The sequence below is a fragment of the Cellulomonas cellasea genome (genome assembly GCF_030372105.1).
Lineage (GTDB): Bacteria > Actinomycetota > Actinomycetes > Actinomycetales > Cellulomonadaceae > Cellulomonas_A > Cellulomonas_A cellasea_A.
Genome location: NZ_JAUDBQ010000010.1, coordinates 146,397 through 169,588, shown reverse-complemented (window position 1 = coordinate 169,588; position 23,192 = coordinate 146,397). Strand labels below are relative to the sequence as shown.

The 23,192-nt window shown below is 72.1% G+C and carries 17 protein-coding genes; 7 read left to right on the top strand and 10 right to left on the bottom strand.

Annotated elements, in window-relative coordinates:
• Nucleotides 1-7 precede the first annotated feature (7 nt).
• The 3 genes from QUV83_RS11280 (at nt 8) to trmB (ending at nt 3,231) form a co-directional block, all read left to right on the top strand.
• The gene (locus QUV83_RS11280) at nt 8-1,453 is read left to right on the top strand and encodes a UDP-glucose dehydrogenase family protein (RefSeq protein ID WP_354003940.1); all 1,446 of its coding nucleotides are present in this window, start codon (nt 8-10) and stop codon (nt 1,451-1,453) included.
• 187 nt (nt 1,454-1,640) lie between these two features.
• Nucleotides 1,641-2,441, top strand: a complete 801-nt coding sequence (locus tag QUV83_RS11275; RefSeq protein WP_289564610.1) for a VOC family protein — start codon at nt 1,641-1,643, stop codon at nt 2,439-2,441.
• Nucleotides 2,442-2,487: 46 nt separating this feature from the next.
• A complete protein-coding gene (gene trmB / locus QUV83_RS11270; protein WP_289564609.1) occupies nt 2,488-3,231 on the top strand; it encodes a tRNA (guanosine(46)-N7)-methyltransferase TrmB in 744 nt (247 codons plus the stop codon).
• A 53-nt stretch (nt 3,232-3,284) separates the two neighbouring features.
• Here trmB and QUV83_RS11265 read toward each other — a convergent pair whose 3' ends face one another.
• Complete coding sequence (locus QUV83_RS11265; RefSeq protein ID WP_436231906.1) at nt 3,285-3,662, bottom strand: DUF5997 family protein; 378 nt, start codon at nt 3,660-3,662, stop codon at nt 3,285-3,287.
• Nucleotides 3,663-3,824: 162 nt separating this feature from the next.
• Between QUV83_RS11265 and QUV83_RS11260 the strand changes: the two genes are divergently transcribed.
• A complete protein-coding gene (locus QUV83_RS11260) occupies nt 3,825-4,643 on the top strand; it encodes a LysR family substrate-binding domain-containing protein (protein WP_289564607.1) in 819 nt (272 codons plus the stop codon).
• A 117-nt stretch (nt 4,644-4,760) separates the two neighbouring features.
• Entirely contained in the window at nt 4,761-5,597 is an 837-nt protein-coding gene (locus tag QUV83_RS11255; protein ID WP_289564606.1) for an alpha/beta fold hydrolase, read from the top strand.
• A 57-nt stretch (nt 5,598-5,654) separates the two neighbouring features.
• Here the strand turns inward: QUV83_RS11255 and QUV83_RS11250 are convergent, their stop codons facing one another.
• From QUV83_RS11250 to QUV83_RS11240, 3 genes are all read right to left on the bottom strand, one after another.
• On the bottom strand, nt 5,655-6,056 hold the full coding sequence (locus QUV83_RS11250) for a DUF7144 family membrane protein (RefSeq protein WP_289564605.1): 402 nt from the start codon (nt 6,054-6,056) through the stop codon (nt 5,655-5,657).
• Nucleotides 6,057-6,134: 78 nt separating this feature from the next.
• A complete protein-coding gene (cydC, locus tag QUV83_RS11245; protein ID WP_289564604.1) occupies nt 6,135-7,862 on the bottom strand; it encodes a thiol reductant ABC exporter subunit CydC in 1,728 nt (575 codons plus the stop codon).
• On the bottom strand, nt 7,859-9,634 hold the full coding sequence (locus QUV83_RS11240) for an ABC transporter ATP-binding protein/permease (RefSeq protein WP_289564603.1): 1,776 nt from the start codon (nt 9,632-9,634) through the stop codon (nt 7,859-7,861). Before QUV83_RS11240 ends, cydC begins: the two co-directional genes overlap by 4 nt.
• 223 nt (nt 9,635-9,857) lie before the next feature.
• On the opposite strand from QUV83_RS11240, the gene QUV83_RS11235 reads away from it, so the two are divergent.
• Entirely contained in the window at nt 9,858-10,880 is a 1,023-nt protein-coding gene (locus QUV83_RS11235; RefSeq protein ID WP_289564602.1) for an alcohol dehydrogenase catalytic domain-containing protein, read from the top strand.
• A 63-nt stretch (nt 10,881-10,943) separates the two neighbouring features.
• On the opposite strand, the gene QUV83_RS11230 is transcribed toward QUV83_RS11235, so the two are convergent.
• The 6 genes from QUV83_RS11230 to QUV83_RS11205 form a co-directional block, all read right to left on the bottom strand.
• Nucleotides 10,944-11,963, bottom strand: a complete 1,020-nt coding sequence (locus QUV83_RS11230; RefSeq protein ID WP_289564601.1) for a glycosyltransferase family 2 protein — start codon at nt 11,961-11,963, stop codon at nt 10,944-10,946.
• Nucleotides 11,960-12,580, bottom strand: a complete 621-nt coding sequence (locus QUV83_RS11225) for a hypothetical protein (protein WP_289564600.1) — start codon at nt 12,578-12,580, stop codon at nt 11,960-11,962. Before QUV83_RS11225 ends, QUV83_RS11230 begins: the two co-directional genes overlap by 4 nt.
• A 28-nt stretch (nt 12,581-12,608) precedes the next feature.
• On the bottom strand, nt 12,609-15,008 hold the full coding sequence (locus QUV83_RS11220; RefSeq protein WP_289564599.1) for a glycoside hydrolase family 3 C-terminal domain-containing protein: 2,400 nt from the start codon (nt 15,006-15,008) through the stop codon (nt 12,609-12,611).
• Nucleotides 15,009-15,194: 186 nt separating this feature from the next.
• A complete protein-coding gene (locus QUV83_RS11215) occupies nt 15,195-18,158 on the bottom strand; it encodes a glycoside hydrolase family 3 protein (RefSeq protein WP_289564598.1) in 2,964 nt (987 codons plus the stop codon).
• A gap of 229 nt (nt 18,159-18,387) precedes the next feature.
• Nucleotides 18,388-18,795: a hypothetical protein gene (locus tag QUV83_RS11210; protein ID WP_289564597.1), complete on the bottom strand. Its 408-nt coding sequence runs from the start codon at nt 18,793-18,795 to the stop codon at nt 18,388-18,390.
• A gap of 101 nt (nt 18,796-18,896) precedes the next feature.
• Nucleotides 18,897-21,293: a glycoside hydrolase family 3 N-terminal domain-containing protein gene (locus QUV83_RS11205; RefSeq protein ID WP_289564596.1), complete on the bottom strand. Its 2,397-nt coding sequence runs from the start codon at nt 21,291-21,293 to the stop codon at nt 18,897-18,899.
• Between the two features lie 310 nt (nt 21,294-21,603).
• Here QUV83_RS11205 and QUV83_RS11200 point away from each other — a divergent pair, with 310 nt between their 5' ends.
• Nucleotides 21,604-23,130 carry a family 43 glycosylhydrolase gene (locus tag QUV83_RS11200; protein ID WP_289564595.1) on the top strand — a complete coding sequence of 509 codons (1,527 nt, stop codon included), beginning with the start codon at nt 21,604-21,606 and terminating at the stop codon, nt 23,128-23,130.
• Nucleotides 23,131-23,192: the final 62 nt, after the last annotated feature.

Sequence of the window (23,192 nt, the reverse complement as noted above, 5' to 3'; positions counted from 1 at the left end):
AGCCCTCATGAGCAACGACCGCGACCTGACCCTGCTGGACGGCTCCGACGAGGAGCACGGCGACGCCCTCGACCGGGCCAGCGCCTGGGAGCAGGCCGACAGCCTGGCGCTGGCGGACCGCGACCCGCAGGACATCCGCATCGCCGTCTTCGGCACCGGGTACCTGGGGGCCACGCACGCCGTGGCGATGGCCGAGCTCGGCTTCGAGGTGATCGGCGCCGACACCGACAAGCACAAGGTGGACGCCCTGGCCGCGGGCAAGGTGCCGTTCTTCGAGCCTGGGCTCGACGAGCTGCTGGAGAAGCACCTGCTGACCGACCGCCTGCGGTTCACCACGGACCTCGCCGAGGCGGCGGCTTGGGCCGACGTGCACTTCGTGTGCGTGGGCACCCCCCAGGAGAAGACCAGCCACGCGGCCGACCTGCGGTTCGTCGAGGCGGCCACCCGCGGGATCGCCGAGAACGTGACGAAGGACGCGCTCATCGTCGGCAAGTCCACGGTGCCCGTGGGCACGGCCGAGCGCCTGCGCGGCATGGTCGCGGCACGCATCCCGGCCGGGGTGCACGTCGAGTTGGTGTGGAACCCGGAGTTCCTGCGCGAGGGCAAGGCCGTGGGCGACACGCTGCACCCCGACCGGATCGTCATCGGCGGCGCGTCGGAGCACGCGGAGGCGCTGCTGCGCCAGGTGTACGCGACGCCGATCGCCGAGGGCACGCCCGTCGTGACCACCGACCTGCCCACCGCCGAGCTCGTCAAGGTCAGCGCCAACGCGTTCCTCGCCACGAAGATCTCGTTCATCAACGCGATCTCCGCGGTGTGCGAGGCCGCTGGGGCTGACGTGACGGTGCTCGCCGACGCGCTGGGGCACGACGTGCGCATCGGGCGGCAGTTCCTCGACGCGGGCCTCGGCTTCGGGGGCGGGTGCCTGCCCAAGGACATCCGGGCCCTCATGCACCGCTCCACCGAGCTCGGCGCGCACCGGGCCGCGTCGCTGCTGCAGCAGGTCGACGAGATCAACATGGGCCAGCGCGAGCGGGTGCTGGACCTGGCCATCGACGCCTGCGGCGGCTCCGTGCTGAACCGGCGGATCGGGGTGCTCGGCGCGGCCTTCAAGCCGCTCACCGACGACGTGCGGGACTCCCCCGCGCTGAACGTCGCGGCCGCCCTGCACCTGCGCGGCGCGCATGTGACGGTCTTCGACCCCGAGGCGGGCGACACGGCACGGGCCAGCTTTCCGACGCTGAGCTACGCGACGTCGATCGAGGAGGCAGTGGAGGGCACTGACGTGGTGCTCGTGCTGACGGAGTGGGACCAGTTCCTGGTGGCCGACGCCGCGCACCTCGCCCAGCTCACCCTCTCCCCGCGGGTCATCGACGGGCGGGGCAAGCTCGACGCGCGCACCTGGCGTGACGCCGGATGGGACTTCCGAGGCCTGGGGCGCGCTGCCGCCTGAGACCTCCTGAGGGCGGGGCGAATCCCCTGACGCCCCGCAGAGCAGACCCCGGGAACCTGACTCCCGGGGTCTGCTCATGCCCGGGGCCGGCAAGCGCACCGGGACCAGTGGTGGAGTCCCCCGCTCCGGTGTGTGATGGCACGGTGGCCCGGCGCGTGGCGGGCCCGTCTCACCAGGGGGGTCTGGGATGAGCACCAGAGAGGCGCGCTGGCCCGAGGGCGTTCCGGCGTGGGTGGACCTGCGGGTGCCCGACCGACCGGCGGCCCGACGGTTCTACGGCAAGTTGTTCGGCTGGGACTTCGAGGAGTCGGGCCGCGGCGCCGGGTACTACACGACCTGCCTGCTCGGGGGCCGACGGGCGGCGGCCTTCGGCACGCTCCAGCCCGGAGCGGCGCCCGCGCACTGGATGACGTACCTGGCCACCGACGACATCGACGCGGCCGTCGAGCGGTGCCTCGCCCACGGCGGGCAGGTCCTCGAAGAGGTGGCGCGCCATGACGAGCGGGGCGCCGACCGGGTCATGGCGGTCCTCGCGGACCCGACGGGCGCCGTCTTCGGGCTGTGGCAGTCCGGCGACCACACCGGCGCCGACGTGGTGAACGAGCCCGGCACGGTGGTGTGGAACGAGGTCATGACGCGGGACGTCCCGGCGGCGCGCGACTTCTACGGCCACCTGTTCGACTACGCGTTCGGCGACATGAGCGGGCCGGGCTTCACGTACAACACGTTGGAGATCGGCGGGCACATCGCCGGCGGCATGGGCGGCATCCCCGCCGACGCCGACGCAGACGTCCCGACCTCCTGGACCACCTACTTCGCCGTGGCGGACACCGACGCCTCCGTGGACCTGGCGGCGCAGCTCGGCGGGGTGGTGACCAGCCCGGCGGCCGACAGCGCCTATGGCCGGATGGCCGTCATCCGCGGGCCGTTCGGGGAGACGTTCGCCGTGATGTCCACCGAGGAGGAGTCCACTCCCCCGCTCGCCTGACGAGGCTGGAGCCGGCGTCCAGGCCGGGTCCGTAGGCTGGGCGACCGTGACCCTCCCGTCCGCCGCGTTCCGACACAGCTCCGCCTCCGCCCATGAGCCGGTGCGCACGTTCCACCCGCGCCGCAGCCAGCTCGGCCCCGGCCGGGAGGACGCGCTGGCCCGGCTGTGGCCGCTGCTGGGCTTCTCCGTGCACGACGCGGAGCAGGGCCCGATGCCGCTGACGCCCGACGGCCTGCTCGACGTCCCGGCGCTGTTCGGGCGGCAGGCGCCGCTGGTGCTGGAGATCGGCTCCGGGATGGGCGAGGCCACCGCCGTGATGGCCGCCGCAGATCCGGGCCGCGACTACCTGGCCGTCGAGGCCCACCTGCCCGGCATCGCCCACCTGCTCGGGCTCGTGGAGGCCGAGGGGCTGCGGAACGTGCGGGTCGCGCACGGCGACGCGCTCGACCTGGTGCGGCGCCGGCTGCCGGAGCAGAGCCTCGACGCCGTGCACGTGTTCTTCCCCGACCCGTGGCCCAAGGCCCGGCACCACAAGCGCCGGATCATCCAGCCCGATCACGTCGCGCTGCTGCGCTCGCGGCTCGTGCTGGGCGGGACCCTGCACTGCGCCACCGACTGGGTCGAGTACGCCGAGTCGATGCTCGAGGTGCTCGACGCCGACCCGGGCCTGGTGAACCCGTCGGGCGGCTTCGCGCCCCGGCCAGAGCACCGCCCGGTGACGAAGTTCGAGCGCCGGGGCCTGCGGCTCGGCCACGAGGTCCGCGACCTGGTGGCCCGCCGGGCGCGCTGAGCCGGCCGGGCGCGTCGGCCCCGCGTCGGGCCCGCGTCGGCCCCGCCGAGGCCTCAGGCCTTGGGGGTGTCCTCGCCCGCGCGACGCTGGGCGTCGCGCTCCTTGAGGCGGCGCTCCTCGCGCTTCACCTCGGCCTGGACGGCACGCTCGCGCGAGAGCCACTCCGGCGGGTTCTGGATGATCTCGTCGATCTCCTCGGTGGTGAGGGGATCGGTCAGGCCGTGCCGGCCGAGGGCGCTGATGGACACGCGCAGGCGCGCGGCCACGACGCCGCGCGGGTGCGGGCCGTTCTTGCGCAGGTCGACGAGCCACTGCGGGGGCGTGCGCTGCAACTCCTGCAGCTCCTCGCGCGAGATGTCGCGCTCCTGGAACTCGGCGGGCGTCGCCGGCAGGTACACCTCGAGCTTCTGCGCCGCAGTCGAGGGCTTCATGGTCTGGGTCTTCCGGGGCGCGCTCACGTCACCAGGGTAACGAGCGCTGGGCCCCGCGACGTCATCGTGGGGACCCGCCGGTAACCTGGCCCGAGCGCGCGCGTCGGGACGACGTCGAGCACGACGCCGACCGACTGCCGGTCGCGGAACCGGAGGCAGCGGGTGGACGAGCACGGCTCGAGCGAGACCGAGGGCCCGTTCCGGCTGCTCGTGGTCCCCGGCGCGACCCCCGCGAAGTGGGTGCGGGTGTGGAAGGAACGCCTCCCGGACGTGCGGCTGGAACTGGTGCACGCCGAGGTCGAGGACCAGGCCAGGGCCCTGCATGAGGGCCGTGCCGATGCCGCGCTGGTCCGCCTGCCGATCGACCGCGCCGGCCTGAGCGCCATCCCGCTGTACACCGAGACGTCGGTGGTCATCGTCCCGCGCGACCACCTGCTCACCGCCGCCGAGGAGGTCACGGTGGACGACCTGGCCGACGAGCTGCTCGTCGTGCCGCTCGACGACACGCTCGACTGGCGTGACGCACCTGGCACCCGCCTGGACGTCGAGGCGCCCGCGACGACCGCCGACGCCGTGGCGCTGGTCGCCGCCGGGGTGGGCGTGCTCGTGGCGCCGCAGTCGCTCGCGCGGCTGCACCACCGGCGCGACGTCACCTACCGGCCCGTCCCCGAGGCGCCGACCTCGTCGGTGGCGCTCGCCTGGGTCGAGGACCGCACCACCGACCTGGTCGAGGAGTTGGTGGGCATTGTGCGGGGGCGCACGGTGAACAGCTCGCGCGGGCGGGGCGCCGGCGCGGCGGGCGCTGTCGCGGCGACGGCTGGCGGGTCCGAGCGCCGCGCGACGGACAAGCGCAGCACGTCCGGCAAGGCCGCCGCCGCCGGCAAGGCCGCCACAGCGGGCAAGCGCGCGACGCCGGGCAAGGGCGGCACGGCAGGCAAGGGCGGCGGCGCGGCTCGAGGCAAGGGGCGCCGCGGGCGCTGAGCCCAGCGCGGAACGGCACGGCGGGGCCTCTCGACGCGCGCGTGCGCCCGGGGGGATGATCGGGATGAAGGCCGCATACCGGGCACTCCCGCCGGACCACCCCGCGAAGGAGCCACGATGACCCGCCCCGCCGCCCGATCCCGACGTCGCCCGCTGACCCTCCTGGCCGCAGCGCTCGCCACGCTCGCACTACTCGCCACCACGGCCGCCGCGTCCGCCCATCAGCGCCCACACCCACCCGCAGCGAAGCCCACCATCGTCCTGGTGCACGGGGCGTGGGCGGACGCCTCGTCGTGGGACGCCGTGACCGCCCAGCTCCAGCGCGAGGGCTACACCGTCGTCGCGCCGCCCAACCCGCTGCGCGGGCTCTCCGCGGACTCCGCGTACCTCAGCGCCTACCTGCAGCAGCGCACGACCGGCCCGGTGCTGCTCGTCGCCCACTCGTACGGCGGGGCGGTCGTCACGAACGCCGCGACCTCCGACCCGGACGTCGTGGGCATCGTCTACGTCAACGCGTTCGCCCCCGCCGAGGGCGAGACCCTCCTGGGCCTGCTGACCTCCGCCGGCCCCCTCGACATCGAGGCGCTGTTCGACGCGGTGGTCTACCCGGGCGCCCCGGAGGGCGACGTCGACCTGTACCTCAAGGCCCCGGTGTACACGAACGTGTTCGCCGCCGGGGTCCCCGCCAAGCGCGCCGCGGTGCTCGCGGCCGGCCAGCGGCCCATCACGCTCAGCGCGGCGACCGAGCCCTCGGGCGTCCCCGCCTGGGCGACGCTGCCGACCTGGTACGTGCTGGGCACGGAGGACCAGATCATCCTGCCGAGCCTGCAGGAGTCGATGGCCACCCGTGCGGGGTCGACGATCACCCGCGTCAAGGCGGGCCACCTCACGTTGGTCACCGACCCCGGCGCCGTCACGAAGGCAGTCAAGGCCGCCGTCCGCGCCACGTCATGACGCGATGACCTGCGGTGCCCGGCCGTGCACGCCACGGCCGGGCGCACAGGCAGCCGCTCACCTCGCGCGCTCGGCCTCGTCCCCGTGCACGATCAACGCCCACAGCACCACCATCGACAGGATGATCGCGACGAGCGACCACCACGGCGTGGCCGGCAGCGCGACGAACTGGGCCAGCAGGTTGAACACGATCAAGACGATCGCGATCAGCCGAGCCCATGCGGCGCCGCCGAAGAGCGCCAGCCCGACGAGCACCATCAGCACGCCGATCGCCAGGTGGACCCATCCCCACGTCGAGACGTCGATCACGGCGACGGCGTCGCCATTCGACGCGATCACGGTGTCCGGGCTGAACACCGCCACAAGTCCGGAGATCACCCCGAACAGCCCGACCGTCACCAAGACGGCCGCCGCGAACCACACCCATCCGACCCACGCCGTGACACGTCCCTGTTCCATGGCAGCCCCCCTGCTCCGGTGACCTCATCGTCAACCCAGACCGAGCGGCCGACAACCGGACCAGGGGCGCCGGCCGCGTCAGGCGACGGGCAGGCCCTCCTCGACGGCTCGCACCTGGCCCGCGTCCAGCCGCACCAGGCGGTCGGCGGTGCGCACGGCGCCGGGCCGGTGCGCGATGACCAGCACGGTGCGCCCGACGGCCGCCTCGGCGAACGCCGCCTGGATCTCGGCCTCGGTCTCGACGTCGAGCTGGCTCGTGGCCTCGTCGAGCACCAGCACCGGCGCGTCGGCCAGCAGGGCACGCGCGATCGCGACGCGCTGGCGCTGGCCGCCGGAGAGCCGTTCGCCATGCTCGCCCACGACCGTCTCGTATCCGGCGGGCATCGCGGCGATCGCGTCATGCAGGGCCGCGCGACGGCACGCGTCCGCCAGCTCCGCGTCGGTGGCGTCGGGGCGGGCCAGGCGCAGGTTCGCCGCGATGGTGTCGTTGAACAGGTAGGTGCTCTGCCCGACGACGGCGACGCTGCGGCGCAGGTCCGCCAGGCTCAGGTCGCGCACGTCGACGCCGCCCAGCAGCACGCGCCCGGCCGACGGGTCCCAGCTGCGGGTGAGCAGGTGCACGAGCGTCGACTTGCCCGAGCCCGAGGGGCCCACGACGGCGGTGGTGGACCCGGCGGGGACCTCGAGCGTCACGCCGTCGAGCGCCGTGGCCGTGGCGCCCGGGTAGGTGAAGCCGACTCCCTCGAAGACGACGTCGAGCGGGCCGTCGGGCAGCGGGACCGGACGCGCGGGCGACGTCGTGGCGGGCGGGGTGTCGGTGACCTCCCAGATGCGGCGCGCGCTGGTGAACGCCTGCTCCAGGTCGGGGGCGACGTCCTCGACGGCGAGCACCGGCGCGAAGGCCCCGGCCGCGATGGCGCAGGCCACCACGAGCGACGTCCAGTCGAGGGCGCCGTCGGCGACCCGGAACGCCCCCACCAGCGTCACGGCGACCAGCCCGGCCACGACGAGCCCGGCGTTCACTCCGCGCCGCCGCGCCGTCCACGCGCCGAGCACGCGCAGGCCGCCCGCGACCTCCTCGCCGGCCGCGGCGATGTGCGCGCGACGGCGCTCGCCGGCGCCGAACGCGAGGATCTCCCGCACGCCCTGCATGGACTCCGCGACGAGCTGCGCGACGTCCCCGCGCGCCCGGCGCACCTCCATGGCGGCCCGCCCGCTCGACTCGCGACCCCAGCCGGGGACCAGCGCGCCGACGGCCACCAGGAACGGCGCCAGGGTGAGCGCGAGCACCGGGTCGACTTCGAGGGCCAGGTACGCGAGCACCCCGACGGGCACGATCACGGCCGCGACGGCCGGCACCAGGGTGTGCGCGAAGAACACCTCGACCCGGTCCACGTCCTTCGTGGCCCGGGACAGCAGGTCCCCCGAGCGGCGGGACAGGATGCCCGCGGGCGACTGCGGGGCCAGCCGCGCGTAGAAGTCGTCCCGCAGCATCGTCAGCGCCTTGAACGCGACGTAGTGGCCCGCGAACTGCTCGAGGTAGCGCAGCACGCCCTTGAGCAGCGAGAGCCCGATCAGCGTCCACACGAGGGGCGCGATGGGCGCCGAGGGGTCGTCGGCGATGCGGGCCACACCCCACGCCCCGAGGGCGAGCAGCGCGATGCCGAGGGTCTGCGCGGCGAGCCGGCACAGCAGCGACAGGCCGAGGGGCGCCAGCACGGGCCGGCCGAACCGCACCAGACGGGCGGAGATCTGCCGGCGGGTGAGCTGGCTCGCCGGGGTGGCGGCGGCTGCGGGGGCGTTCATCGGGTGGCTCCTGCGTTGCTCGTGAGGTCGACGGCGCGGGCGTAGTACGAGTCGGCTGCGCGCAGCCGCTCGGGCGGGCCCTGCTCGACGATCCTGCCGCCGACCAGCACGATCACCTCGTCCACGTCCTGCACGGTGGTGAGCCGGTGCGCGACGACCAGCACGGTGCGGCCCTGGCCGGCGCGCTCGAGCGCGTCCACCAGGGCGGCCTCCGAGGCGGCGTCCACCTGGGACGTGGGCTCGTCGAGCACCAGCACGGGGGCGTCCTTCAGCAGCGCCCGGGCGACGGCCACGCGCTGCGCCTGCCCACCCGAGAGGCTGACCCCGCGCTCGCCGACGCGGGTGGCCAGGCCGTCCGGGAGCCCGCGCACGTGGTCGGCGAGGTTCGCCTCGGCGAGCGCGTGCCACAGGCGCTCGTCGTCGGCGTCGGGGGCCGCCAGGCGCAGGTTGTCGGCGAGGGTGCCGGTGAACAGGTACGTGCTCTGGGCGACGACGGAGAGCTGGGCGCGGGCCCAGTCCAGCGGCGCCGCGGCGAGGTCGTGGCCGCCGATGCGCACTGTCCCGGATGTGGGCCGCAGGTGGCCCTGGAGCAGCGAGGTGACAGTCGTCTTGCCTGACCCGGACGGCCCGATGAGGGCGGTGCGCCCGCCGACGGGGACGGTCAGGCTGACGCCGTCGAGCACCGGGTTGCCGCCCGGGTAGGCGAACCGCACGTGCTCGAGCGCCACGGCGGACGTGGCGGCGCCATCGTCGGATGCGGCGCGCTCAGCCGTCCTCGCGGGGGCGCGCAGGCTCACGGCCGGGGCCTCGACGCCCTCGGCGTCCACCACGTCCGGGACCGTCGAGAGCACGCCCTCGATCTCGCGCACCGCGGCGCGCCCGCCCATCCCCACGTAGAAGAACTGGCCGATGCGGTCGAGCGGCTCGAGCAGCACCGTGGACACGAGCACCACGGCCACCGCCTGGCCGGGGGTGATGGCGCCATCGCGCAGCCGTGCCATCGCCAGGCCCGCCGCGGCGGTGACCATGCCGAGCGAGAACGCGGAGTCCACGATCAGCAGCACGAGCTGGTTGCCGGCGAGCAGGCGCATGACCTGCAGGCGCAACTGCTCGGCGGCGTGGGCCAGCTCGGCGCCCTTGGCCTCTGCCCGGTGGAACGCCGTCGACGTGGGCAGCCCCTGCAGGCCGTCGAGGAACTGCGCGGCGAACCGCCGGCCCGTGGCGCGGTACTCGTCGGACACCTTGCGGAACACCCGCTGGAAGCCGCCCACCAGCACCGGGATGGCCGGCACCGCCAGCGCCAGCCACCCGGCGACGACCCAGTCCACCGTCGCGCCGAGGACTGCCAGCGCGATGAGCGGCACGGTGAGGGAGGCGATCATCGGGCCGATGAACGTGGACTCGTAGAAGGCGGCGCGCTCGACGCCGTCGGTGGCCGTCGACACGAACCGCCCGGACCGCTGCTGGGTGCGGAACGTGACGCCGAGCCGGAAGAGCTGACGCAGCAGCACGTCGCGACGCTCGCCCTCGCGCGCGCCCACGCCGACCAGGCTCAGGTGCGAGCCCAGGTAGGCGCTGACCGCGGCGGCGAGCAGGCCGAGGATGACGGTGGCCATCGCGCCCGCGCCGGAGCGGTCGCCCGAGCGCGCGGCGTCCAGGACGGCGCCGACGCCGACGAAGGCGACTGTGGTGCTCGCGGCCGTGACCCACGTGAGAGCTGCGGGGATGAGCACGACGTGGCGCGGCAGCGCGGGGGTGAGCGGTGTGGCCATGGTCAGATTTTAGGGTTGCCTGCCCTAACGAGGTGGACGTTGGTCCTGGGCCGCGTGCCCCGCGGCGTGGCCGCGGGCCGCGGCGCTCGGGACGGCAGCCCACGTGAGGGCGTACTGACAGTGCGTGCCTCGCCAGTGCCTGCCACGGCGGGCCGTCATCGCGTTGGATGCCTGGTGGGTTCGCAGGCCTGTGACCCCACACTTCGAAGAAGGAGACAGCTCCGTGCGAGCCACCCTCATGCACGGCGCCGGGGACGTCCGTGTCGAGACGATCCCCGACCCGGCCCTCCAGGAGCCGACCGACGCGATCGTGCGGGTCGTCGCCGCCTGCGTGTGCGGGTCCGACCTGCACCCGTACCGCTCCATGGCCTCCCGCGACGGCGGCGTCCAGATGGGCCACGAGGCCGTGGGAATCGTCGAGGAGATCGGCTCGGGCGTCACGGGCGTGACACCCGGCGACCTGGTCATCGTGCCGTTCGCCTACCAGGACAACACGTGCGCGTTCTGCCGCGACGGCGTCCAGACGTCCTGTGAGCACGGCGGGTTCCTGTCCGCCGCCCAGGCCGAGCTGCTGCACGTGCCGCAGGCGTCCGGCACCCTCGTCCCCGTCCCCGCCGATGCCGACGAGGCGCTGCTGCCCTCGCTGCTGACCCTCTCGGACGTCTACCTCACCGGCCACCACGCGGCGCACACCGGGCGGGTCTCCCCGGGGAAGACGGTCACGGTGATCGGCGACGGCGCCGTCGGACTGTCCGCGGTGCTCGCCTCCCGCGAGCTGGGCGCCGAGCGGATCATCCTCATGGGCCGGCACCAGGCCCGCACTGACCTGGGCCGCGAGTTCGGCGCCACCGACGTCGTCGCGGAGCGCGGCGCGGAAGGGGTCGCGGCAGTCATGGACCTCACCGGCGGCGCGGGCAGCCACGTCGTGCTGGAGGCCGTGGGCCACCTGCCCGCCTACGAGCAGGCCTACGGCGTCGTCCGCCCGGGAGGCGTGATCTCACGGGTGGGCGTGCCCCAGTACGAGCGGGCGCCGATCGGCTTCGGCTCGCTGTTCGGCAAGAACGCGACCCTCACGGGCGGCCCGGCTCCCGTGCGCGCCTACATCGAGGCCGCGCTGCCCGCCGTGCTCGAGGGCCGGATCAACCCGGGTCGCGTCTTCGACCGCACGCTCAGCCTGGAGGAGGCGCCCGCGGCGTACCGGGCGATGGACTCCCGCGAGGCGCTCAAGGTCATGCTCCGCCCCTGAGTGTGGCTGGGAGGTCGAGGAGAGCGGCCCGGCGGACGTCGTCCGCCGGGCCGCTCTCGACGGTCAGCTGAAGCCGATGGCGCGTTGGGCGACGCGGTAGGCCAGCACCGTGACCCGGCGGCCGGCGGCGCCGGGCAGGTGGCAGATCTGGCCCAGCGCAGACCAGCGGACCTCGCGGTAGACCGCGGGGTCCTGGGCGCGCAGCCGCGCCCACAGGCGCTCCTTCTCCGCCAGGGCCTGGGGGGTGCCGGCGCGGATCAGCAGGACCGAGGTCACCGCGCAGGTGATCTGCGCGTAGTGCAGCAGGTACTTGCGCAGCCGCCGGTCGTGCGTGGTCACCCCGGACAGGTGCTCGAGCATCAGCCAGTTGACCCGCAGCTGCTGGTCGATGCGGCGCAGCATCACGGCCTCGTGGACGGACTGGTCCTCGCGGCCGATGAAGTACCGGTACAGGTCGACGTCCAGGTAGTACAGGGTCCGCACGTGGGCCAGGGGCACGAACGCGTAGAGGCTGTCGACGTAGAACGTGTGCTCGGGCAGGCGCAGGCCCGCGGCGCGCAGCACGTCGGTGCGGTAGATCAGCGCGTGCATCATCATGTACTGCCGCTTGGCGAACCGCCGGGTCTGGGACCAGGTCAGCTCCCGCCCGCGCGGCAGCGCCCCGCCGTACCGCACGGCGGTCTTGGTGCGCTTGCCGACCTTCTCGTACACGAAGTTCGAGACCAGCAGGTCCACGGGGCGCCCGCCGGCGACGAACCCGCGCAGCGTCTCCAGCACCTGCGCGAACGCGTCCCGGTCGAGCCAGTCGTCCGCGTCCACGACCTTCAGGTACGCGCCGCGGGCGTGGGCCAGACCGGTGTTGATCGCCGACCCGTGCCCCCCGTTGGCCTTGCGCAGCAGGCGCACCGCGCCCGGGTGCGCGTCGACGTACTGCTGGGCGAGCGCTGCGGTGCCGTCCGTCGACCCGTCGTCGACGACCAGGACCTCGACGTCTGCGCCGAACCCGGTCAACGAGTCCAGGGCGCGGGCCAGGTAGTCCTGCGCGTTGTACGCGGGAACCACCACGGACAACACCGGGCTCATGACGCGAGCGCCTGCTCAGGGGCGTCCACGGCGGGCACCTGCTTGAAGATGACCTTGAAGATCGGGAAGAACACCCAGAAGGAGATCGCGGAGTTGATGATCATCGTGACGAAGTCCGCGAGCGTCTCACCGGTGCCGCCCAGACCCCAGGTGTCGATGAACAGGTCGTAGATCGGGGTCTTGTACAGGCCCTGCGCGGCGGCGGCGATCAGGGTGATCACGACGTAGGCGATGGTGTACCAGATGGCCGCCTTCGTGATCGAGGAGTTCGACTTGAAGGTGATGTTCCGCTGGGCGAAGAAGTTGATCACCTGGGCGATGAGCAGGGTGATCTGCACGGCCAGGAAGTACGCCAGCCCGCCGCCGCCGGCCGGCAGGGCGCCCGCGGCGTAGTCGAAGATGAAGTACTGCGACCCGTCGGGGGTGGACCCGATGGGCCAGATCTGGAACGCGGTGTCCACCAGGGCGGTCATGCCGAAGACCCACTTGATCAGCGGCATCAGCGCGAGCTGCAGCACGGTGATGCCGTTGCTCAGCAGGAAGAACACGGCGAACTGGGCGACACCGGGGCGCTTGGCGGCGAAGCGGCCCCAGGCGTCTTTCAGGCGGGTGAGCATGGTGAGGTCTCTCTTCTGAGGTGCAGGTTCAGGCGTCGCGACGCAGGTCGCGCAGCGTGGCGCGGTTGGCGCGCCGGTTGCGGAAGAAGGCGCGCGCGGTGGCGCCGAAGCCGGAGAGGAAGTGGCCGTTGACGATGCGGACCAGGCCGTCGACCATCTCGGCGGAGACCATGCCGCCGGTCATCTTCCCGACGGCCCGCAGCGGCATGTTCAGCAGGAACAAGATGTTCAGGTCGGGCGCGCCCTTGCGGTCGGCCACGTCCCGGCGCCAGGCCAGCACCCGGTACGCCAGGCGCGCCAGCGGTGAGCGGGCCGTCGCCATCCGGTCCAGGGCGTCGTTCACGGTCAGCGGCCCGGACCACGCGGCCGCCGGGACGTCGCGGCCCAGCAGCGCGGCGAAGTCCGCGTCCGGCACGTCCTGGACGTCGCCGGTGCGGTAGCGGGCGGGCACGTCCTCGGCGCGGGCGGGCACCGTGCCGGTCACCTCGACCGGGACCGCCAGCGGCAGGTCGTCGACGTGGGCGCCGGCGAGCACCTCCCAGGAGCCGTGCTCGACCTGCCAGGCGCCGGTGGCGGTGTCCCAGTGCCGGAACGCGGCGTCCCCGAGCGGCACGCTGACCGTCGCGGAGGCGCCCGGCTCCAGCTCGACCCGGGCGAACCCGGCGAGCGTGCGCGCCGGGCGGTGCACCCCGGGCGAGACCCGGCGCACATACACCTGCACCACGTCGGCGCCCGCGACGTCGCCAGTGTTGGTCACCGTGACGGTCGCGGAGTCCTGCGACGCCGACAGGGCGCTGTGCGCGAAGGTCGTGTACGACAGGCCGAACCCGAACGGGAACGCCACCGGCGCCCCGGCGGACGTGTAGTACCGGTACCCGACGAACAGCCCCTCGCGGTACTCCGCGCTGCGGCCCAGGGCGGGGAACGCCCCGGCCGTGGGGGTGTCGGCCAGCGCCAGCGGCATCGTCTCGGCCAGGCGCCCCGAGGGGTTCACCTCGCCGGTCAGCACGTCGAGCATCCCGCCCGCTCCCGCCTGCCCGGCCAGGTAGCCGTGCACCAGCGCGCGCGCGGAGCCCAGCCACGGCGTCTCGATCGCCCCGCCGCCGGCCAGCACGACCACGGTGGCGGGGTTCGCCTCGGCGATGGCCGCGAGCAGGTCCGTTTGGACGCGGTGCAGCGACAGCGTCGAGCGGTCCAGGCCCTCGGACTCCGCGACCTCGTCCAGCCCGAGGAACAGCAGCACCACATCCGCGCCGCGGGCGGCCTGCACCGCGGCGTCGTGCAGCGCGGCGTCGGGCGTGCCGTCACGCCGGAAGCCCTGCACGACGGCGGTGACGTCGAGCCCACTGCCCGCGACCACGTCGACGAAGGAGTCCAGGCGGGTCGGGTTCACCGCCGAGGACCCCGAGCCCTGGTAGCGCGGCGTTTGGGCGAAGTCCCCGATCACCGCGACCCGCGTCCCGGGCGCCAGCGGCAGGATCGCGTCGTCGTTCTTCAGCAGCACCGCGGACCGGGCCGCCACGGAGCGAGCGAGCGCGTGGTGCGCGTCCAGGTCCACTGCCTCGGCCGTGCCCGGCTCGCGGGCGTCGGCGACCAGCCGCAGCATCTCGTCGGCGCGGGCGTCCAGGTCGGCCTCGGCGAGGCGCCCGGAGCGGACGGCCTCGACGATCTGCCGCGCGGAGTCCAGCCCCGCCGCGGGCATCTCGAGCGTGCCGCCGGCCGCCACCGCGGCCACGATGTCGTTGGAGCCGCCCCAGTCGGACACGACGGCCCCGTCAAAGCCCCACTCCTCGCGCAGCACCTGCGTGAGCAAGAACGGGTCCTCATGCGCGTACACCCCGTTGACCAGGTTGTACGCGGACATGATCGTGCGGGGCTTGGCCTCGGTGACCACGATGCCGAACGCCGTCAGGTAGACCTCCCGCAGCGTCCGCTCGTCCACCACGGAGTCCGAGACCATGCGGCGCAGCTCCTGGGAGTTCGCCGCGAAGTGCTTCGGGCAGGCCGCCACGCCCTGCGACTGGATGCCACGCACGTACCCGGCGGCCATCTTCCCGGCCAGCAGCGGGTCCTCCGAGAAGTACTCGAAGCTGCGCCCGCCCAACGGGGACCGCTTGATGTTCAGGCCCGGGCCGAGCAGCACGTCCACGCCCTGCGCGGCGGCCTCGGCGCCCAGCGCCATGCCGACGGACTCCGCGAGCTCCACGTCCCAGGTGTTCGCCACCGCCGCGGCGGTGGGGAAGCACGTGGCGGGCTCGGAGGCGTTCAGCCCGAGGTGGTCGGCGGAACCGACCTGCTTGCGCACCCCATGCGGGCCGTCGGCCAGCCACAGCGAACGCACACCATGCCGCGGCAGGTCGTACGTCTCCCACACCGACTTGCCCGTCAGCAGGGCGGCCTTCTCCAGCAGGGTCAGGTTCTCGATCATGGCTTCCTCGATCGTGCGTGGCGGCCCAGGCGGCCGCGGGGTGGGTGCCGCGCGCGATCGGCGGACGCGGGCGTCCTCGCCGAGGAGCGCACGCGCGCTCCTTGTTGTTCTTGACGGGGCCGCGTCGTCTCCGTCAGGCCGGCGGTGGTGGGCACCACCGGCCTGACGGGGACCGCGGCCGGAGGGTTACTCGCTCGGCGTTCCCGCCGTGGCCTTGCGGTGGCGCAGCACGCGCCGCGTCACCAGGAACGTCCCGCCCACGACCAGCAGGCCGATGACGACCGTCGCGATGATCTGGATGTAGACCCAGGTCGGCGGCGTGTAGTCGACGGTGGCGCCCGGGGCGAGCCCGTTCATCGCGTTGGAGTTCGCGACCGTGAACAGGATGTTGTGGGTCGCCTCGCGGATGTCGCTGACCGCCTTGGCCGAACCCGTGTCCGCGAAGGACTTCGACGGCTGGAAGGTCAGGGTGAGGTCCGTGCCCGCGCTGATGCTCTGGTTCGGGTGCATGTACGGGTACAGGTTGAAGTCCGAGATCGCGAAGCCCTCGAAGCCCCACTCACCGCGCAGCACATTCGTCATGAGCGCCTCGGAGCCGCCGGCCCAGGTGGCGCCGATGCGGTTGAACGAGCTCATGATGCCGCCCGCGCCGATCGTCGTCTCCGAGATCGTGCCGTCCTCGTCGGACACGTACTGCACGTCCATGGAGACGCCCTTGATGGCCATCTCGAACGGCTTGAGGTAGACCTCGCGGATCGTCTGCTCGGTCGCCCAGGTGGCGATGCCGTTGTTGACCCGGTTGTCCTCCTGCTCGTTCAGCGCGAAGTGCTTGAACGTGGTGTAGACGCCCTTGTTCGCCGCGCCGTTGGCCACCGAGGTCGCCATCGCGCCCGAGAGGAACGGGTCCTCCGAGTAGTACTCGAAGTTGCGGCCGCCGAACGGCGAGCGGTGCAGGTTCATCGCCGGGGCGTACCAGCCGTTGATGTCCTTGAACATCGCCTCGTTGCCGAGCATCTCGCCCATCGCCGCACCCAGCTCGACGTCCCACGTCTGCGCGATGAGGAACTCCGACGGGTAAGCCACGCCGTTGATGGAGGAGTTGATGAACGAGGAGAACCCGGCGGGGCCGTCAGGCTCGGTGGTCTGCGGCTTGCCGATCGAGCCGATCGCGGCCGTCTGGTAGGCGCCGTTGAGCAGCATGCCCGTCATGTCGTCGACCGACAGCGAGTCGAGCAGCTCGTCCCACTTCGGGTCGTCCTTCGCCAGGCCGCGCATGTCGATCAACGACAGGTCGGAACCGGCGCCGGTCGTGGGCATCTCGCCCTCGAACTCGGCCGCGGCCGCCTCGACGTCCCAGGCCTCGAAGCCCGCCACGATCGCGTCGTCCGCGACGAACAGGTCCGCGGTCGGGGCGGTGGGGAACGTGCCGGCGAAGTCCGCGCGGGACATCGACAGGATCTTGCCGTCGACAGGCTCGGTGCTGAACTGCGCCGAGACGTCGTCGAACTGGTTGGTGACCTCGGCGAGGTCGCTCGCGCGGTGGTCCTCGCCGGAGTACACGACGTCGGAGTCGACCGTGTAGGTGATCGGCTCGGCGCCCTCGGCGACGGTGTGCGAGTCGGTGCGCACGCTGAGCGTGTAGTCACCGGCCTCGAGCACGTACGCGGCGGCGTCCAGGTGGTCGTAGGACGCCATGTCCTCCACGGCCAGCTCGAGCGTGACGGACTCGCTCGCGCCAGGCGCGATCACGCCGGTCTTGGCGAAGTCGCCCAGGACGACCTCGGACTTCTCGATGCCGCCCGCGGTGTACGGAGCCGTGTAGTACAGCTCGACGACGTCCTTGCCCGCGACATCACCGGTGTTGGTGACCTCGACCGTCACCGCGATCGTGCCGTCCACGTCGCCCGCCTGGGTGTCGGTGACCGCCCAGGTGAAGTCCGTGAAGCTCAGGCCGTACCCGAACGGGTAGACCACGGCCTCGTCATAGTCGATGAAGCCCTCGGCCGCGGCTGTCTCGTAGTACCGGTACCCGAAGTAGATGCCCTCGGCGTAGTTCACGAACGGCGCGTCAGACGTCACCGTGGCGTTGGACGTCGCGGTCTCGATGGAGGAGACCGGGTACGACGCCTCGATGTTCTCGTAGAGGTAGCTGCCGAAGTTCACGAACGTGGGGTCGGCGGTGAAGTCCGCTGCCCACAGGTCCGCGGTGCGCCCCGACGGGTTCACGTCACCGGACAGGATGCGGCCCAGGGCGTTGAGGCCCGTGGCGCCCGGCGAGCCGGCCAGCAGGATCGCGTCGACCTCGGGGTCGTCCTGCAGAGCGCCCATCTCGATGGTCGTGGACGCGTTGACCACGATGACGACCGTGTCGAAGTTCGCCTTCGCCAGCGCGATCAGGTCCTTCTCGTCCTTGTTCAGCTCCAGCTGGTGCTGGCCGTCCACAGCGTTGTCGTCCCAGCCGGTCATGTCCCGGACGAGGTCGCCGCCCTCGCCACCCGGACGCCCGATGTACACGACTGCCGCGTCCGAGTAGTCCGCGAAGGACGCCTGCTGCGCCTGGTAGTCAGCCACCGGCATCTCGCCGATGTAGTAGGTGGAGATGTCAGGGCGGTCCATCTCGATGTACCCGCGCGGGTTCTCCGCCGCGAAGGCCTCGATCGCCGCGAACACCTGGTCGTTGACCTGGAAGCCCGCGTTCTCCAGGCCACCGCGCGCGGTCACCGCGGAGTTCGTGTCGACCGAGCCGGAGCCCGAGCCGCCGAACACCGGGTCCGCTGCCGCGCGGCCCAGCATGGTCACGCTCGCGCCCGGGGCCAGCGGCAGCGACGCGCCCTCGTTCTTCGCCAGGACGATGCCGGCGCCGGAGATCTCCTCGACGAGCGCCTTCGCGGCCTCGTCGACCTCCTCGATGCTGTCGAAGTCAGCGGAGTAGTACTCGGTGTCCCAACCCGCGGACTCCTCCGAGTTCGTGAACTCGTACGTCCCCGACCCGAACTGGGACGCGACCCACCCGCCCGCGATCGACAGCGCCATGTTCGCCACGACGGTCAGCACCGTCACCACGGCGAGCACGGGCGCCCAGATCCACAGGAACTTCTTGTTCGACATCGGCCTCTTCACCCGATCGGCGTTCTTCGCCCTGGCATTCACTGCATTCCTCCTCGAGAGCTGACCGCGATCAGGCCAGGGGCGGGACCAGGGAAGTCCGGCTCGGCGCACGATCAGTCGGTACTGCGGCAGGACCGACCCGCATGGGCGGTCGTCCTGTCCCGCCGCGTGGGCGGGGATCCTGTCCCGCCGTGGGCGCGAGTGCCCGCCCGCGCATCGGCGGGGCGGGCACTCGGCCCAGGTAGTTCAGACGGGCGGGGTGTGCGAGTTGTTACTCGGTGACCTCGGTGATGTTCCCGTCCTGGTCGATCTGCCAGGTCTTGTCGGTCGCGGCCGAGTCGCCGTCGATCGTGTACTTGCCGTCCGAGATGTTGACGGTGCCCTGGATCCGCGACGCGGCGTCGGACTTCGTGTAGGGGACCACCAGCAGGCCGTACTTCACGGTCGGGGCCTTCACGTCGCTCGCGAGCATGATCTGGGCCCAGGAGTCGTCGTCGGCGAGCGCGTCGGCGACAGCCGTGCGCGCGTTCTCGAGGTCCTCCGCGATGTCGACGTTCGCCGCCTGCTCGGCGGAGGAGCCGGAGCCGCCGTCGTCACTGCCGCACGCGGCGAGCCCGAAAACGGCCGTCAGGCCGAGCACGACGCCGAGGCCGCTGGTCAGCACCTTGTTTCGCTTCACTTCTACTCCTTGGTGAGTTCTGGCCCCGGGCCCACCCCGCGGCCGGTCCGGGGTGGCCGGCGGCATGCGCCGCCGACCACCCCGGGTTGTGCTCGCGCGGACTAGTCCGCGATCACACCGGCGTAGTTCAGGCCGAAGCCGAACGAATACGTGTTGCCGACCGAGTCGACGTACGGCGCGGTGTCCTCGCCGACGTCCTCGAGCTGCGCCTCAACCGCGTCCATGGAGGCGGGGAAGCCGATCGGCAGGCGGCCCTGGGGCTCGGACAGGCCCAGCGCCACCTCGATGAGCGCCTGGTCGCTGATGCCGAAGCCGACCAGGATCGCGTCGGACTTCGCCTCGAACTCGGCCGGGACGGTCGGGTTGACGGCCTTGAGGACCGTGATCACCGGGATGTCCTTGCCGGACGCCTCGACGGCGGCCACGGCGCGCTCGAACGCGTCCAGGTGGGACTCGTTGGCGATCCGCGAGGTCTTGCCGAAGTAGGAGCGGTTCTCCTGCGTGCCATCCGCGAGGATGTCGCCAGCGATCGAGACCTTCCGGACGTTCGCGCCGTCGGCCGTGTACGGGCGGTACTGCAGCGACAGCGGGTAGGTCTCGCCCGTCTCGCTGTCGCGGCCGGCGCCGGTGAAGTTGCTGCCGTTGTCCGGGCTGGCCATGCCGACCAGCACGATGTCGACGTCGCTCAGGTCAGGCGCCGTGTAGCTGACGACCTGGTCGTTCTCGTCCAGGACTGCCTCGTCGGTGACGACCTTCGCGAAGTACTGCTCGGCGGTCTCGATGTCCAGGCCGGGGGCCTCGGTGTACTCGGCCGGGCCGAAGGCGCCCGCGAAGCCGGTGTTGTACGCACGCGGGATGTACGCGGTCTTGTCCGCCCACGCCGCCTTGTCAGCGGCGGAGATGGCCTCGCCGTCGTTCTTCAGCAGCACAGCGGAGTCGAGCTGCGCCTGGAAGCCGGCGTCGACCTTGTCGGCACTCGCGACGATCTTGCGCGACTCGTCGAGGTCCAGGTAGGCGTTCTCGTACAGGCCCGGCTGGAAGAGCATGTTGAGGATGCGGGTGCCCGTCTCGCGGAACCGCGTGTCGGCGTCGATCTCGTTCACGCCGGCCTCGAAGTCCGCCTGCCACAGGTCGAACGCCGCGAGGACCGGGCCGACCTCGTTGTTGCCACCGAACATGTCGTGCCCGGTCTTGAGGATCGCGTAGTGGCGCTCGTCAACCGTGAGCTCCTCGGCGCCCCAGGACATGCCGAAGAACGAGTCCGGGTCGGTCGGGCCACCGGAGGTCACGCCCCAGTCGGTGACGACGACGCCCTGGTAGCCGTTGTCCTTGCGCAGCAGGTCCATGCGGCCCGCGTCGTACGCGCTGCCCATGCGGACGTCGAACAGCGGGTCGCCGTTGCCGTCGAGGGCGATCGAGTAGGCGCTCATGACAGCCGCCGAGTCGAGCGCGCCGAGGAACGCCTGGGTGTGGGCGTCGAAGTTGCCGCCCGGGTACACGCCGTACTTGCCGGCGGCGGTGTGCGACTCGCGCCCACCCTCGCCCGGGCCGTCGCCGGCCCAGTGCTTGATCATGGCGGCGACGGACTCGGAGCCCCAGCCGTCGGTGCCCGGCGAGCTCTGCAGGCCGTCGACGAGCGCCGCGGCCATCTCGCTGGTCAGCTCGACGTTCTCACCGAACGTGCCGTCGACGCGCAGCCAGCGCGGCTCGGTCGCCAGGTCGATCTGCGGGCTGAGCGCCGTGGTGATGCCCAGGGCGCGGTACTCGGCCGAGGACATCGTCGCGAAGTTGCTCACGTTCTCGACGTCGAAGGTCGAGGCCAGGCCCAGGTTCGAGGGCCAGCGGGAGATGTCCGCGCCCTCGGAGTTGTAGCCGCCGGAGCCTGCGGTCGAGCGCGGGTCGGAGCTGAAGTTGACCGGCACGTACGGCATGTCGGCGGTCGCGAGCGACTCGACGTAGGCCTGCATCTGGTTGGACCAGGTGACATTCGCCTCGACGTCGTTCGGGCCCGCGTTGAGCACGTTGCGGAGGTTGGACTCCGACAGGTACGTCTTCTGCGCGTCGGTGATCCCGTCGGCAGGCGAGCGCTCGTGCGAGCTGAAGAGCATCAGGCCGGCGATCTGCTCGATCGTGAGCTCCTCGCTCAGGGCCGCAGCGCGGTCCTGGGAGGTCTTGCGCCAGTCTTCCCACGTGTCGAGCGTGCCGTTCGCGTTCATGTCCTTGAACGCGAACTTCTTGCCGTCGATCTCCTCGGTGAGCAGCTCGATGCCGCTGTCCGCGCCGTAGGAGAGGACGGGCCCGTCGCCGGGGTTCGTGACGACCACGAACTCCGTCTTGCCGTCCGTGACCTCGCGCGTGGTGAACGAGTCACCCGCTGCGCCGTCAGCGTCCGAGGTGCTGGGCGAGCACGCTGTGAGAGCGAACAGGGCGATACCGGCAACCGCCGCCGCACCCTTGACGTATCCGCCGCGCCGTCGCGCCGTTGTCGTTGTCTTCATCGACCTTCCCTTGTCGTCTGCGGCCCTGCCCGCGCGCCGTGGGCACCGCACCGGCTTCGGGCGGGGCACGCGGCACGTGCGCGACACAGCGCACTGAAGCGAACCGAACGCGGCCCCGGACGTCGTGGTCCGGGTGCCGCGACGTCAACGTAGGCACGGCCGTGGCGCCCCCCTGGCCGGGAGGCATGTTCTGTCGATTTCGGTGGACGAACAGCAGCGGAGGTCACGGAACCATCACGGAGACAGGCCCTCGGGCGTCGTCCCGTGCTACAACTCGGCCCGGCTCTCGGGCGGCTCACGCCCAGCCGGGATGAGGCGAGACGAGGAGGTGCGCGGCGTGGACGGCCAGGCCCTGAACCCCTATCTGCCGACGTGGGAGTACGTGCCGGACGATGAGCCGCGGGTGTTCGGTGACCGCGTGTACGTCTACGGCTCGCATGACCGTTTCGGCTCCCGGCTCTTCTGCCTGAACGACTACGTGTGCTGGTCGGCGAGCGTCGACGACCTGTCGGCGTGGCGCCACGAGGGCGTCATCTACGGCAAGCGGCAGGACCCGCGCAATCGGCTCGGCTGGCGGTCGATGTACGCGCCCGACGTGGTGCGCGGTCCCGATGGCAGGTACTACCTGTTCTACGCGCTCGACTTCGTGGGCCTGATGTCGGTTGCGGTCTGCGACGAGCCCGCGGGCCGGTTCGAGTTCCTCGGCCACGTCCGGTTCCCCGACGGCCGCCTGTGGGGCGAGTCCTCGGGCGACCCGTTCCCCTTCGACCCCGGGGTGCTGGTCGACGACGACGGATCGGTCTACCTGTACTCGGGATTCGCGCGGAAGACCCCGCGCGTCCTCTCACGTTTTCGAAGGCTCACCCACGAGGGCGGCGTCGTCCTCCGGCTCGAGCCAGACATGCTGACGATCCGCTCCGGGCCGTCTCTGCTCTTCCCGGCCCGCGGTCGTGAGGGGGCGTTCACGGACCACGCGTTCTTCGAGGCGAGCTCGATCCGCAAGGTCGACGGCCGCTACTGCTTCGTCTACTCCTCGGAGCACAACCACGAGCTCTGCTACGCCATGGCCGACCATCCCGAGGGGCCGTTCGCCTTTGGCGGCACCCTCGTCGACTTGGGCGACGTGTTCCTCGACGGGCGGCCGACCGAGCGCCACGCGGTGAACTACCTCGGGAACACGCATGGGGGCATCGTCTCGATCAAGGACGAGTGGCACGTGTTCTACCACCGCCAGACCCATCGGCACTCGTATTCGCGCCAGGGGTGCGCCGAACGCCTCGTGCGCCTCGACGGCGGCGGGTTCGCCCAGGCCGAGGTGACCAGCTGCGGCCTCAACGGAGGCCCGCTGCGTGGCCGGGGGCGCTATCCCGCGTCGATCGCCTGCCACCTGATCGGCCGTGACGGGGCCGCCCGGTACGACATGCCGTTCGCGCGGTGGCGGCTGCGCGCCCACCCCTACCTGACGCAGGAGCACCCGGACTCCTCGACGACCGAGTCCCAGCACGTCGCCAATGTCCGTGACGGGACTGTCGTCGGCTTCAAGCACTTCGCCTGCGACGCGGTGGTGGCCTTGGAGCTCGAGGTGCGCGGCACGTTCCGCGGCCGGGTCGTCGCCTCCGACACCGTCGACTTCTCCCGGGTGGGGGGCGCCTCCTCCCTCGACGTGGGCTCGAAGCGCTTCACGGCGCACCGGGTCGATTGCGCGATACCCGGCGGCACGCGGCCGTTGTATCTGAGGTTCGAGGGCGTCGGCGCTCTCGACTTCGCGGCCTTCACCTTCGTCACGGCCGATGAGGACTCTGGCAACACCTCAAACCGTCCCGTTACCGATTTGTGACCTCTTTCGGGCTAGTGGCCTAGACCTGTCTCGTGCTTACGTGAGGTGTCGTCGTCTCACAA

Coding starts and splice junctions, on each gene's coding strand:
- QUV83_RS11265 (WP_436231906.1), bottom strand. CDS start 3,662: ATGAAGCCCTCGACTGCGGCGCAGAAGCTCGAGGTGTACCTGCCGGCG.
- QUV83_RS11205 (WP_289564596.1), bottom strand. CDS start 21,293: ATGAAGACAACGACAACGGCGCGACGGCGCGGCGGATACGTCAAGGGT.
- QUV83_RS11200 (WP_289564595.1), top strand. CDS start 21,604: ATGAGGCGAGACGAGGAGGTGCGCGGCGTGGACGGCCAGGCCCTGAAC.
- QUV83_RS11220 (WP_289564599.1), bottom strand. CDS start 15,008: ATGATCGAGAACCTGACCCTGCTGGAGAAGGCCGCCCTGCTGACGGGC.
- QUV83_RS11250 (WP_289564605.1), bottom strand. CDS start 6,056: ATGGAACAGGGACGTGTCACGGCGTGGGTCGGATGGGTGTGGTTCGCG.
- cydC (WP_289564604.1), bottom strand. CDS start 7,862: ATGAACGCCCCCGCAGCCGCCGCCACCCCGGCGAGCCAGCTCACCCGC.
- QUV83_RS11280 (WP_354003940.1), top strand. CDS start 8: ATGAGCAACGACCGCGACCTGACCCTGCTGGACGGCTCCGACGAGGAG.
- QUV83_RS11230 (WP_289564601.1), bottom strand. CDS start 11,963: ATGAGCCCGGTGTTGTCCGTGGTGGTTCCCGCGTACAACGCGCAGGAC.
- QUV83_RS11255 (WP_289564606.1), top strand. CDS start 4,761: ATGACCCGCCCCGCCGCCCGATCCCGACGTCGCCCGCTGACCCTCCTG.
- QUV83_RS11225 (WP_289564600.1), bottom strand. CDS start 12,580: ATGCTCACCCGCCTGAAAGACGCCTGGGGCCGCTTCGCCGCCAAGCGC.
- QUV83_RS11275 (WP_289564610.1), top strand. CDS start 1,641: ATGAGCACCAGAGAGGCGCGCTGGCCCGAGGGCGTTCCGGCGTGGGTG.
- QUV83_RS11240 (WP_289564603.1), bottom strand. CDS start 9,634: ATGGCCACACCGCTCACCCCCGCGCTGCCGCGCCACGTCGTGCTCATC.